This window comes from Mycoplasmatota bacterium, from assembly GCA_018394295.1.
Taxonomy (GTDB): Bacteria; Bacillota_I; Bacilli_A; order Haloplasmatales; family Haloplasmataceae; genus JAENYC01.
Window position 1 is genome coordinate 65,838 of the sequence record CP074573.1, and the last position, 14,006, is coordinate 79,843.

A 14,006-nucleotide genomic window follows, 5' to 3' on the forward strand; every position below is an offset into this window, starting at 1 on the left:
GGACATATTCCATCATAAAAAATTGTATGATTTAATTTTGAATTATGTTATTTATGTCTGTTAGAATGTTAATATTTTGACCAATAGGTTGGGCGAATTAGCATTACTGGTAACTTTGTATGAGAATCACCTTTAGCTGTGTTAAGTTGGGCTTGGGTAAGGAAGATGCATTTTGTGAGATCAGCTCCACTAATATCGGCGTCTCTCAAATCAGCTCCTATGAGATCAGCTCCAGTTAAATCGACTCCTCTGAGGTTGGCTGCAATAAGACATGCACCTCTTAGATCGGCACCTCTAAGATTGGTTTTTCTCAAGTCAACTCCAAAATAATCTAATTGGTGAGGGTTGTCGCTTCGATTTTTTGAAGGAGTGTTCTTTCCATTGCGGACATTAGAACGAACTAGCTCACTAGTATTTTTAAGTAACCTATTAACCTTGGTTCTATGAGCTACTATATCCAGTGCTAATAGAGAATCAGTGTCAAGATGAGTAAGTTCTTCAGTATCGTTCAGTAATGAATAAATCTCATCTTTGATACCTTGGTCTGTTTGAAGGAGAGTTGCTTGAGTAAGATACCATATCATTTCATGAAGTTGCCTCATAATCAGGAATGCTTCAAACATTTGCTTAGAAGATTTGGGCGCTTGTCTCCAGTCATGTCCACCAAAAGTGACTTGAGATACCTTTTGACCAGCACCAAAGCAGTCATATGCGCTACATCCCCTAAGACCCTTATTTCTAAGATTTTTATGAACAGAACAGGTAAAGTCAGATTGTAAGTTAATACAAGGCTTACCTGCTTCTTTATTCGTTGGGAATCCTTCAGAAGCTGAAAAGTATAATGCTACACAGAATAGTCCGAAACATTTCTTACAGTCAACTCTCAATTCTTTAATACGTTTATCTTCATGTGTGTCTATCATTTTCGTTTACCTCATAATAGAAAAATACAATAATTTTTTCTTTTAAAGTATATCATATATAGGGTGTATTTCAATATCTATATAATACTTGTTGTATCTACTATAATGACCTTACTTCATTATAGTGGAAATTTTTATAAATCACTAATTTGTAATTATCCTTTGATTTTATTCACAATGAGATGTATGCAACTGAACGAAAAGGTCTATTATATAGCTTTAAAATATTTACTTAATAATATAAGATATTGTTAGGTAATGTTGTAAATGTATGTATTAATCAACAGCTACAAATTGATAGTCAACATCTTGATAATGCATAAAAAAATTATCAAGTACCTTGTCCTTAATAATATCAACTAATGACACATGAACCATATCAAAATTTACATTTTTTGCTTTATCTACACTAATACCACTGCTTAAATAATTTATTCCATCCATAAAGCAATCAAAAATGAGTACTACATTTTTATAATCATCAAAGTTAATTTGCTTCTCTTCATTAAATTTATAAATTTTTGAAAGTTTCTTCTTTGGGAAGCATTGAATATGAAAATGTGAAACAGATGGATTACTACTTTCATATACAACTATATTTTTAAAATCAATCTGAATACCATACTTCCATGCAAAAGTGTTATAAACCAATTCATTAAATAAGTTTTCCGAAATATTATCCCAACTATCATATGCATGAGCTATGACTTTAATAAGATTGGGATAAATTTTAGTTAAAACTTCTTTGAAATTTAATAAAATACTACTATCGTCTAAATTTTTAAGGTCTTTTTCTACTTCATAAGTTTTGTTTTTAATACTCCTTCTATCAATCATTATGGTCCTCCATAAAAATAAATTTATATGATTTAGCTCTATAAGTTTAGTATATTATTTAGTGAATTTTTCGCAGAATATGTGTCACACTGCAAAGAGTATATAATCTATTACCTCATAATTACAAATGTATTTATATACACCTATTACCTATTATACAATAACCTCTTTATTATATAATAACATTTGATGGCTTAAATGTATATTTATCTGGTATGATTTATTAATTTTAGCTTTTAGAGGGATTTAGATAGATTTTGTAGATTGGTTTTTATAGATATTTTAGATGTAGTTCAAAAAGCAATACAAAACTATATCAATAGATTAATTCATGTTTAGATAACATGAAATAAATGCTATTGATTTTATCTAGTATTTCTAATAAAATGATAGTGTAGTTAAAGTATGGAAAGAACAACTGGTTTAATAATATTTATTTAAGCACTGTTAATATCAAGAAAATAAACAAATTGTCATTGAACAAATGAAATAAAGCTTAGATTATCTTATACAATAGACATGAAAAAGGGAGCAATTGTCATGAAATCAGGAGTTTTTAATGCACAATACAAGTATATGATTTTAAAACATGCCTTGAAAGAAAACAATGTTTCTGAGACATGTAAGTTGTTTGGTATTTCAAGAACGACATTTTACAATTGGAGTAGGGCTTATCAAAAGAAGGGCATGATTGGACTAGAAATCAAAGAGCCTAAAAAGCCTCAAATGTCAAATAAAGTGAATAAAACGGTTGAGCGTAAAATTTTATCATATGTAGGGAGACGCCCTGAAGATGGACCTAAAAGAATTTACTATGAGTTAAAAACAGAAGGGGTTAATATTGGGGTTTCAGGCATTTACAATGTCTTAAAGAGGCACAATCTGTCAAAGAAAACTCAACGAATAGAATATTCGAAAAATAAAGTGTTTCATTTCAACAAGAAACAAAAAAATAAAAAGTTTATATCATGCTTTGAATACACAGAAGAAGCTTATCCAGGATATTTGGTTATTCAACGAGTTGATTATATAGGTAAATTTGAGGGAATTGGTAAAATATATCAATATAGTCTTTATGACACCTATTCAAAATGGGGTTCTGTTAAATTATATAATAAAAAACTAGATATAGATATTTGGTATTATTTTGAACTAAAACTTGTCTATTTGATGAAAACTTTAAATTTGAACATAAAGAATTTAATCACTGAAAAAACAAGAGAGTTTGTACCTTTTTATGTTAAAAGCAACAAGTATAAGGAGATTTTGGAAAATCTTCACATCAACCATCGGTTCATTGAACATGAAGAAGATATTATTTTGGATGATATGGGTGACTTTAATAAGTTCTTAGTTCAAGAATTTTTTAATAAAATTCCTATGAATAAGAATCTCGACTCTTTTACTAAGGTTGAACACGCGCTTCACAAATTTTTAAGGCATTACAATTTCTCTAGAAAAATCTCTAGTGGATGTAATGTAGGTAAAGTACCGGCTAAAGTCATCCTTGAAAGAGCTATTCATAATAATGTAGACTTAGATACATTACCACTTTGGATTTTGGCTTTAATTGATCTACTTAAACGAGGTGATCAAAATGATTAAACAAAACGATAGGGTGGCTATTATTGGTGGGGGACTTTCTGGACTTGTAATAGCAGAAGGTTTACAAAAAAAAGGGTATAAGAATGTTACTGTTTTTGAAAGAAGCAATCGGGTAGGCGGTAAATTGGATACGATTTGGTATAAAGGTAAATCTTATGAATTTGGTGCTAATTTTGGACTACCTCCTCAGAAACATTTAAAAACGCTTATGAAAGCATTCAATATCAAAATTGATGGACCTAGTTTATCCCGTGTTAATTATGATACAGATGGTAATAAAATTATGCAAATACCAAAAGAGGCATTGGGTGCTTTTGTCGAAGAACTCGATAGACTTCCAGATGTTTTGGCGAAGTATAAATCACTAGAAAAGGTTAATATTCAAAATGTAGAGGCTTCTTTGATGCTTCCTTTTTCAAAGTGGTGTGATATAAATCAGTTTAGTACTTTGAAAACAATTTATGCTCATTATTTCACCTGTTACGGCTTAGGGGATATAGATGATGTACCAGCACTTTATGTTCTTAGGATATTGAATTATGATAATTTAATGTCTTTTATGGAGTTACCAGAATTCTGTACGTGGAAAAGGGGTGTTTCCTCGTTAATTGAATGCTTAACGCAGGAAATAAAAGATATTAGGTTGACACAAAACGTAAAAAAGATTTCTTTCTCAAAGGATGAGAAACTATATGTTCAAACGGAATTTGAAGTGCTTGAATTTGATAGAGTAGTCATTACCGCACCTTTAAATCAATTTTCTGATATTTATGGAGAAAATCATGAAATAAAACAATTTTTGAGTTGTTTAAAATATCAAGATTTTAACGTATATGCATTCATAGTGGATAAGGTCCCAAAAAGATGTGGGTGTGTGCTTGATAACTTGTCTATAAAAAAGAGAGGACATATCATATTCTGGAATTCTAGGTGGGATTCATGTGATGGTGAAGCGTTGATTATGGTTTATGCTTATGACCATCCTGAAAAATCTAAATCAGAATCTTTAAAAATTATTGAAAGTGATTTATTGAAACTGGGTTTTCACAATCCAAGGCTCTATCAGTTTAAACGTTGGAAACAGTGTCCATATGTAGAAACCAGTGTTTTACAAAATGGCTTTTATGAAAAGCTGGAAGAGATGCAAGGGAGACACAATATATTTTTAGCGGGTGAAATCATGAGTACTGTGTTAATGGAAAACTGTATTCGATATTCAAACTATTTAATCAATAAGTATTTTTAATAAACTAAGCTAATGCTTGGATGATTGTGAATCATCCAAGCATTTTTTACTTTCAAGTTCACTTTACACTTTATATTCATATATCTTCTAAATAAACAAGAAATATATAGACTATTTCATTTTTTATATGTAAATTATACTTAAAACATATTTTAAAAAAACCTATATATAGCATAATTATTCCTTATTTGACAAAAGTACCTTTATTAAATATACTGAGATTGATAAAACTTTCACAATCTAATACTAGAATGCACTAAGGACTGTAATCTTTTTTAGATGTGAAAAACAAAGTTTAAGATTAAAAGGAGGTATAGATGATATGGATACATATAAAGTTCTTGAGATTAAGCAAAGTGTTTTTGAAGATAATGATCGACAAGCGGATTTACTTAGGAAAGAATTGAAAAAAGACAAGACCTTTTTATTGAATTTGATGTCATCACCAGGTTCTGGTAAAACAACAACTGTTTTAAGAACAATTGAGGTTTTAAAAGATGAAATGAGCATTGGAGTTTTAGAGGCAGATATTGATTCAGATGTAGACGCTCATACTGTTGCACAGACTGGTGCAAAAGTAATCCAATTGCACACAGGCGGGATGTGTCATCTTGATTCAGATATGACCAAACAAGGTCTGTTGGGGCTAGGAACAGAGGGAATTGACTTCGCTATTTTAGAAAATGTAGGGAATTTGGTATGTCCTGCTGAGTTTGATACTGGTGCATCAAAAAATGCGATGATTTTAAGTGTACCAGAGGGAGATGACAAGCCTTTAAAATATCCATTAATGTTTTCGATTGTTGATGTTTTATTAATTAATAAGATGGATGCAGTAGAATATTTCAATTTTGATCTAGAGGCAGTAAAAGAACGTGTAAAAAAATTGAATCCTAATATTAAAGTTATCCCAATTTCAGCGAAAACAGGTGAGGGAATTAATGAGTGGGCTGATTGGATTCGTACTGAAGTAAAAGAATGGAATAAAGAGTAGGACTTAAGTAAAGGTGGAGGAGATTAGATGGTAAAACAAAAGTTATTGGATCTTGCGAATAAGATTAGTGGAACTAAACCTGGTTCAAAATTAGAAATTAAACCAGAACATCCTGAATATAGGATTTTAGTACCTGTTGTAACAGAAGAGATGGCAGAAGTAGCACTTTGTCTGGGATTACGTGAACCCATGAGTGCTGAAGAGATTGCTCCTTTATGTGGTAAACCTGTAGAGGAAACAGAGAAGCTTTTATGGGAGTTGGCAGTTGCTGGGGTTGCTTTTGTCAATAAAATTGATGGTGTTGATAAATACTGGCATGAAGTTTGGGTTCCTGGTCATATGGAAATGATGGTTAACAACAAAGAAAATGTTGAAAAGTATCCAGAAATTGCGATATGCTTTGATGACTATGGAAGAAAAAAAGGACCGATGGCAGCTGGTAATATTCCAATGGGTGTAGGTCCGATGCGTGTTATCCCTATTGAACAATCCATTTCTGGTGAAACTAGAAGAGCCTCTTATGAGGAAGTTTCGAAATATCTCGATGAAAACACCATTTTTTCAGTTTCAGATTGTGCCTGCCGTACATCCAGAGAGGCTATGGGCGAAGGGTGCGGTCATTTGAAGGAAGATATGTGTATTCAGTTGGGACATGCGGCTGAGTACTATATCCGTACAGGTAGAGGTAGAGAGATTACCCGTGAAGAAGCCTATGATATTATTAAAAAAGCCGAAGAAAACGGACTGATGCATAATATACCGAATTTAGATGGTGCTGGAAAAACGCATGCTATTTGTAACTGTTGTGAATGTTCATGTTTTGCCTTAAGACTTGCTAATATGTGGACAAATCCTGATATGATACGTTCAAACTATGTTTCTCATGTTGATAAAGATAAATGTGTTGCTTGTGGAGAATGTGTTGAAAATTGTCCTACTAATGCATTGAAATTAGGTCAGAAACTTTGTACAAAAACACCGATTATAGAGAAGAAAAGAGATCTTCCTTATGATACAGAATGGGGTCCAGATAAGTGGAATCCTGATTATCGTATTAACAAAAAAGTTGTTGTTGATACAGGGACAAGTCCATGTAAATCAGAATGTCCTGCCCATATAGGTATTCAGGGATACATCAAACTGGCTTCTCAGGGAAGATATACTGAGGCACTTGAGCTTATAAAACATGAAAATCCGTTCCCAGCAGTATGTGGACGTGTCTGTCCAAGATATTGTGAATCAGCTTGTACAAGAAGTGATATTGATGATCCAATTGCGATCGATGATATAAAGAAATTCATTGCTGAACAAGATTTGAATAAGGATGTTCGCTATGTACCTAAACATAGACATGAATATGGAAAGAAAATTGCGGTTATTGGTGCAGGTCCTGCAGGACTTTCTTGTGCTTATTACTTAGCTATTGACGGTTATAAGGTTACAGTATTTGAAAAACAAAAGGTACTTGGTGGTATGTTGACACTTGGAATTCCATCATTTAGACTTGAAAAAGATGTAGTAAATGCAGAAATCGACATTTTAAGAGAATTAGGTGTTGAGTTTAAAACAGGTGTTGAAGTTGGAAAAGATGTTAGCTTAAAGGATTTAAGAAGTCAAGGATATGAAGCATTCTATCTTGCAATAGGTGCTGGGGCTGGTAGAAGTCTTGGTATTGAAGGAGAAGATGCTAAGGGCGTTATCACAGGTGTTGATTTCCTAAGAAATGTAAATCTTAACGAGACTTCAAAACTTGAAGGTTCAGTCGTTGTAATCGGTGGTGGTAATGTTGCTATCGACGTTGCAAGAACTGCTACAAGATTAAGTGTTTCAAAAGTTGAAATGTTCTGTCTTGAAAGTCGTGAGCAAATGCCTGCTCTTGAAGAAGAAATTGATGAAGCAATTGCAGAAGATATCACAATCAATAATTCTTGGGGACCAAAACGTATTATTACAGAAAACGGTCGTGTTGTTGGTGTAGAATTCAACAAATGTATTTCTGTATTTGATGAGAATAAAAAGTTTAATCCTAAATTCGATGAAAATGAAACAAAGATAGTCAAAGCTGATAATGTTCTGATTTCAGTAGGTCAAGCAATGGATTGGGGTAACTTGATTGAGAATAGTAAGATAGAATTGAATCCTAACAAGACAATCAAAGCTGATTCGGTTACTTATCAAACTGGAGAGCCTGATGTATTTGCAGGAGGGGATGCTTTAACTGGTCCTAAGTTTGCAATCGACGCAATTGCTTTAGGTAAAGAAGGTGCAATTTCAATCCATCGTTATGTTCAACCGGGTCAAAGTTTAATTCTTGGTCGCATTAAGAGAGATTATCGTTCCTTTGATAAAGAAAATCTTGTTCTAGAAGGATATGATTGTATTCCAAGACAAAAAATAAGCCATAATGACGGAAATAAATCAAAAGAAACGTTCAAGGATTTACGTGGTACATTTACAGAAGAGCAAGTTAAGAAAGAAACTGACCGTTGCTTAGGTTGCGGGGCTACAGTTGTAGATGAATTCATGTGTGTAGGATGTGGATCCTGTACAACAAAATGTAAGTTTGATGCAATTTCACTTGTCAGAAAATATGATAAAGTTGGTGTAGAATTAAAAGATTTGAAACCTACAGTAGTTAAATATGTATTAAAACGTAAAGGGAAAATTGCAATTAAAAAGGTTAAAAATCTTTTTACAAGAAAGTAATTCTTAAAGACTTTACGTATAAAAAGGTAGGTGAGTTATTTTGCATGAATTGGGAGTTGTAATTGAAGTAGTTAAGAATGTAGAGATTTTTGCGAAAAAAAATGATATAAAAAAAATCGACACATTAGTTTTGCAAATTGGTGAATTCTCATCAATGGTTCCAAGATATGTTGAAGCCTGTTATCCAGCTGCAGTAGAAGGTACCTTATTGCAAGAGACCAAATTAAAAATTGAAATATTACCAGGTAATGCTATTTGCAGAAAGTGTAATAAAGTTTTCAATCTAATTGAGTATAAAAATAAGTGTCCAAAATGCGAAAGTGATGAATGGGAGTTATTATGTGGAAAAGAGTTTATGATTAAGGAAATCATTGCTTGCTAAAATGAAGCTAGAATCTACATCTAGTTAAAATTAAAGTAAAATAAAAGAGGTGGTTAATAAAATTAATCACCTCTTCTTTATATTTTTATCATGCTATATCTTCTTATTGAATTTTATAAATTTCATAAAATAGTATTCATAACTTTTTACTAGGTAATAGAATATTTAAATTCCCATATTGATTAACCATGAAGAGAGTAGTGCTTCACGTTGTTTTATATCATCATTTTCTTTTACATATTTACCTAAGTGTTTATCTTCAACAATATTTCCATCTACCATTAATAATACACGTTCTGATTTTGCAGCTACTTTAACATCATGTGTAACAAGAAGAATAGTGGTACCTGTTTCATTGATGGTTTGTAGTAATTCCATAATCTCATTAGATGCTTTTGAGTTTAATGCTCCTGTTGGTTCATCACCAAAAATAATTTTAGGTTGGTTAATAAGTGATCTACAAATACCGACTCTTTGAAGTTGGCCACCAGAAGCTTGTGTAATATCTTTATTAGCAAGTTCAGATATCCCTGTTTTTTCCATTAATTCAACAGCTCTTTTATTGATATCTTTACGGCTATCACTTTTTTCTAAGTAAGCAGATAGAATGATATTATCAAAAATACTTAAATTTTTCAGAAGATGAGCTTGTTGAAAAATAAATCCCATTTTTCTTAGACGTAAATTAGAAAGTTCTTTTTCAGATAATGAAGATAGGTCCTCTCCATCAAATGTAACACTTCCTGAGGTCATTTTATCCATACCACTTATATTGTAGAGAAAAGTTGATTTTCCACTACCAGAAGCCCCCATAACAGTAACAAATTCGCCTTCTTTAATTTTTACATTGACACCTTTAAGCACAATTTGGGAGTTGCCTTTACCAATATAATAAACTTTTTTCAAATCATTTGTTTCTAATATAATATTATTCATCATTGAATCCCTCCTATTCTGAAATCATTTTAGTTACATCAATTTTCTTGATAGATAAAGTACAGATTAGTGTAGTAATCGTTACAATAAGTATCAATATAAAAGGACATAAAAGATAAGATACAATCGGATTGATCACAAACTCAATTTTTGAAGCACCCATAAATGACATTAGTATACTAACTAAGCCTTGGCCGATTGTATTAGAGAAAATAGTTCCAACTATTATTCCTATTCCTAACACAAGCAGTGTTCTTACAATATACTGAACTTGTATTTTTCCAAAAGTGAAGCCTAAACTTCTCATTATCGCTATTTGAGATGTGTCTTTAGCAATTAACATTTTAAGGAATAAGGATGTTATTAAAATAGCAATTAATCCAGCAATCACAATTGCTAATGTAGTTATTAGTTGTAATTGTTTTATGTTCGTACCAAATGTTTGTGATAAGTAATCCTCTATGTATGTAACCTTAGCATCTGGAAAATTCTTAGAATATTCAGTAATTTTATTACTAATACTAACATCCTCTTTTACATCTACATTAATGGTATACCTAATTACTGTTTCAGGATTGTGAGGTAGTAAAGCTTTTGCTGTCTTACCACCATTAGTAATATCTTGATAAATACCACTCACTAACATTTCTTTTTCCTCGCCATTAACAATTAATATAAGTGTATCACCAACCTCTTTTCCTAGTCCATCAGCATTTAAGAGCGAAAGAGCTATTTCATTATCAACTTTTGGTACCGTTCCTTTTAAATATTTCAAAGGAAAAATTGAAAAATCTCCTGTTTCTATATCCATATTTTCATAAACGCCCTCATCATTTAATACTTCGTATCGACAAGTGATATGTGGAGAAAGTTTTTCTATGTCTTCATCCTCTTTTATATAGTCAACCATATCTGTAAACTCTTGCATTGTGTTATTTGATTGTTGTATATCAATACGAATATCACTTCTACCTACTCCCATATAAGAGATGAAACTTGGTGATTGAATGGTGTTTAAGAAATTTATAGGTACTATAATGATAAAAGAACAGATTACGAAGATAGTTAGTAGCAATAAATACATTTTTGTTCTACCAAATACATCTTTTATACCTAAAAATATGTTCGTATTCAGTAATCTACTTTTTCTAAGTGTAAACAATTTTGTATTCACTCTTGTAGTTCCCATTGTTCCAGAGCGTAATGCTTCAACTGCAGTAATCTTTTTGAATCTTCTAAGAACAATAATACAAAATAAAATGACTACAAAAAATAGTATAACAGTTGTAAGAAAAGGAATGATAATTTGTATAATATTTTTACTAGCTGTCCCTAAGTATAATGAGATATTAGAAGTAAATAATTTACTTACAATTAATGATAATAAATAACCACTTATACAAGCTAATGAGGTCATGGCTATGTATTTGATAAGATATATTTTTCTAATATCTTTTTGTGTAATTCCTATTGCTTTCATTACCCCTATTTCTTTGAAATCTTCTTCCATTGTTGTTAATATAATAAATCGCAAACATAGTAGAGCAATAATTATAAGTAAAATACTTACTAAAAAGATAACTGCTGCAACAATACCAGTTGTTATCGCATTCAATGTTACAAATAATGAATGATCGATAGTAGGACCTCTTTGAGGTAAATCTGAAGATAGGTAATCATTTGTAAACTTACCTATATTGTTTAAATCATTAAGTTGAAACTCAATTAAATAATCTACTTTATCAATTTTTTGAATAAGAAAATCAAAATCTTCTTCGTTTATTACATACCTTTTTGAGGTAACAATGGATGGATTCATCTGCGCGTCACGAACAAAATCAGTAATGGTAAAGACTTTTTCAAATGAACCATCGGATATTTTGATAGAGTCACCTACTTTTAGGTTTTTTTGTTCCATAAAGTAGATAGGGACTGCTATCTCTCCCTTTGAAACTTCTATTACTTCATTCTTTAAATTAAGTAATAAATCAAATGAATTGTTTTGTTTGATAAAATAATTATCCATAACACTGTTGTCATCTGTTGTTAGGATATCTTTAAAGAATATATCTCTCCCATCAACAGCTATCATTTCAACAATTTGATGATCTTCTATAAGGTCATTTTCAGATACAAAAGTATTAATTTTAGATTCATCTATATCCCCAGAATGCATTTGAACAAAATGAGGGATTTTTGCTTTATCAAATAAATTATCTATAGAACCGAATAACTCTGTAATAACATTAGTTCCACTTGAAACAAGTAGTGAAGAGATCATTATAAAAATAAATAATGCGATTGCAATAACTTTATTTCTAAAAAAATCTTTTTTTAATATTTTCAATAACATAACTCATCTTTCCTCCTTCTATTTAAAATATTATTTTTCTAAAGTTTTTATAGATTTTATGTTCAATATAATAAGAGATAAAATCACTATAAATAGTCCTGAAATAATAAATAATAATCCTATCCCTCTACCTTGACCTGTCCCGATTACTTTTCCAATGTTTGAAGCAAGAAGTCCATTTTCTGATAATAGGGGGTTAAATATATGGTCCACTAATATACCAGCTAAACCATAAGCAAATACATAACCTAATTGCGAGATGACACCAATAATTCCCCATGCTCTCCCTTGAGCTTCATTTGCTATATTTTTTCTAATTAATACATCTGCACTCATATTGATAAATGGAAGTGTAGAGAAAAATAAAAATCCTGCGCCTGTAATTAAATAAATATTTGTTGTTAGTCCTATTAGAGAATAGAAAATTCCTGCCAATCCTAATCCCATAACTAAAACATGTGTATAACTTTTTTTGATAGTAAAAGCACTAATAAATAAGCTACCTAATAGCATCCCCACAGCACTAATAGACTCTATCATACCTAATGTCTTAGTATCTGCTAATGGTAATATCAATGGCGTGAACAAAGTTTGTAAAAAACCAATATAGAATGTAACAATTGTAAGTAATACTGTGAGATGTATAATACCTTTTGTAGAAATATTTTTCCATCCTTCATTCAAATCTTTAATAAAATTAGGACATTCTTTTATTATTTGTTGAGACTTCAAAGTTTTTCTTACCATTGCAACGGCGAAAATAGTTACAAAGAAGGTACATATATCAATTACTAGAATCGTCTTTACAGTTGTTATAACGAGTAAAAATCCTGCTATGATAGGTGATAGTAAATACTTAGAAGAACCCGCAAGTTGTACTAGTCCGCTGGCTTTTGAAAATTCTTCTTTTGTCAATAAATCTGTAATGGTTGCTTTATAAGCAGGTTCTGTAAGCGAGAAAAAAATAGCACTAAACAAAACACCAATACATATTTGCCAAACTTGAATATCTCCTATCATCATAATAACAAAAATATAAATTAGTCCAAAGGTAGAACTGCCATCACCAATAATCATCATAAGTCGTCTATCAAAACGGTCAGCTAATACACCACCAATGGGGCTTAGTAAAATAGTAGGTAGAAATGCACATAATGTTACTAGTGATACATAAGTAACTGAATGTGTTGTTTTATAAACAAAAACCCCTAAAGCAAAAGCAGTTAATCCACTTCCAACACTTGAAATAAATTGCCCTAACCATATAATTAAAAATTTTCTAAAAGATTTATTTTTCCCTTTCTCCATTACATATTCTCTATCTCCTCTCCTTCAATTGGTACTTCACCAAATGCTTTAATTAAATAAGCAAAACTCCCTATTTCAGCCCCTGAAATAACTTCCATAATATAAATGAATGCTTGTATTTTATGATTTATTTCATCTTCCTGCCAATCAAATAATTCATCATCAAATAAGAATGTTGAAGCTACAAGAAAAAATTCTATAGCCTCTTTGGGATAGGGGGTATGAAATAGTCCTTCTTTTTTTCCTTGTAGTAGTACTTCTACTAAGACAGGTGTCAGTTGTTTGATTGTTTCGACAAGACTTTTATGGTGCATTTCTGCATTTTTGATTTGATGTAATTGATTAATCATTTCTTTTTTTACATTAGTTGTTGGTTTTTGTGCCATAATAATCTTCAAAAATTTTTCGTGTACGGTAAGATTGTTATTATTAGCAATTTCTTTAGCAGCTGCTACACCACTAGATACAATGCGTAGTACAATTGCATTCATTACTTCTTCTTTAGATTTAAAGTAATAATAAAAAGTTCCTTTAGCTATACCAACTCCTTTTAAAATATCATTTACGGTTGTTTTTAAATAACCCTTAGTAATAAACAATGTTTCAGCTTCATCTAAGATCTCATTTCTTCGTTCTTCATGTGTTTTTGTAATTCTCATTATTGTATCTCCTTTTCAATCGACCGACCGTCGGTCTATAAAAGATTATAGAATATC

11 protein-coding genes are annotated in these 14,006 nt (G+C 31.1%); 5 read left to right on the forward strand and 6 right to left on the reverse strand.

All coding sequences use genetic code 11. The annotated features are described in order from the left end of the window. Positions 1–68 precede the first annotated feature (68 nt). Positions 69–923 (reverse strand): pentapeptide repeat-containing protein, encoded by an 855-nt coding sequence (locus KHQ81_00295; GenBank protein ID QVK18193.1) that lies wholly within the window; start codon positions 921–923, stop codon positions 69–71. A 276-nt stretch (positions 924–1,199) separates the two neighbouring features. After that, on the reverse strand, positions 1,200–1,760 hold the full coding sequence (locus KHQ81_00300; GenBank protein ID QVK18194.1) for a hypothetical protein: 561 nt from the start codon (positions 1,758–1,760) through the stop codon (positions 1,200–1,202). 540 nt (positions 1,761–2,300) lie between these two features. Here KHQ81_00300 and KHQ81_00305 point away from each other — a divergent pair. The 5 genes from KHQ81_00305 (at position 2,301) to KHQ81_00325 (ending at position 8,693) form a co-directional block, all read left to right on the forward strand. Next, complete coding sequence (locus KHQ81_00305; GenBank protein QVK18195.1) at positions 2,301–3,365, forward strand: helix-turn-helix domain-containing protein; 1,065 nt, start codon at positions 2,301–2,303, stop codon at positions 3,363–3,365. Beyond that, the gene (locus KHQ81_00310; GenBank protein ID QVK18196.1) at positions 3,358–4,611 is read left to right on the forward strand and encodes an FAD-dependent oxidoreductase; all 1,254 of its coding nucleotides are present in this window, start codon (positions 3,358–3,360) and stop codon (positions 4,609–4,611) included. Before KHQ81_00305 ends, KHQ81_00310 begins: the two co-directional genes overlap by 8 nt. A 322-nt stretch (positions 4,612–4,933) precedes the next feature. Next, positions 4,934–5,605 carry a hydrogenase nickel incorporation protein HypB gene (gene hypB / locus KHQ81_00315; GenBank protein QVK18197.1) on the forward strand — a complete coding sequence of 224 codons (672 nt, stop codon included), beginning with the start codon at positions 4,934–4,936 and terminating at the stop codon, positions 5,603–5,605. A 27-nt stretch (positions 5,606–5,632) separates the two neighbouring features. Then, positions 5,633–8,311: an FAD-dependent oxidoreductase gene (locus tag KHQ81_00320; GenBank protein ID QVK18198.1), complete on the forward strand. Its 2,679-nt coding sequence runs from the start codon at positions 5,633–5,635 to the stop codon at positions 8,309–8,311. A 40-nt stretch (positions 8,312–8,351) separates the two neighbouring features. After that, positions 8,352–8,693, forward strand: a complete 342-nt coding sequence (locus KHQ81_00325) for a hydrogenase maturation nickel metallochaperone HypA (protein ID QVK18199.1) — start codon at positions 8,352–8,354, stop codon at positions 8,691–8,693. A gap of 165 nt (positions 8,694–8,858) precedes the next feature. On the opposite strand, the gene KHQ81_00330 is transcribed toward KHQ81_00325, so the two are convergent. The 4 genes from KHQ81_00330 to KHQ81_00345 are packed head-to-tail and all read right to left on the reverse strand — an operon-like array spanning position 8,859 to position 13,949. Next, on the reverse strand, positions 8,859–9,629 hold the full coding sequence (locus tag KHQ81_00330) for an ABC transporter ATP-binding protein (protein QVK19509.1): 771 nt from the start codon (positions 9,627–9,629) through the stop codon (positions 8,859–8,861). A gap of 13 nt (positions 9,630–9,642) precedes the next feature. Beyond that, positions 9,643–11,982, reverse strand: a complete 2,340-nt coding sequence (locus KHQ81_00335) for an FtsX-like permease family protein (GenBank protein QVK18200.1) — start codon at positions 11,980–11,982, stop codon at positions 9,643–9,645. Between the two features lie 30 nt (positions 11,983–12,012). After that, positions 12,013–13,290 (reverse strand): MFS transporter, encoded by a 1,278-nt coding sequence (locus KHQ81_00340; protein QVK18201.1) that lies wholly within the window; start codon positions 13,288–13,290, stop codon positions 12,013–12,015. Continuing rightward, positions 13,290–13,949 carry a TetR/AcrR family transcriptional regulator gene (locus tag KHQ81_00345; protein QVK18202.1) on the reverse strand — a complete coding sequence of 220 codons (660 nt, stop codon included), beginning with the start codon at positions 13,947–13,949 and terminating at the stop codon, positions 13,290–13,292. The genes KHQ81_00340 and KHQ81_00345 overlap by 1 nt, the downstream gene beginning before the upstream one ends. Between the last annotated feature and the right edge of the window lie 57 nt (positions 13,950–14,006).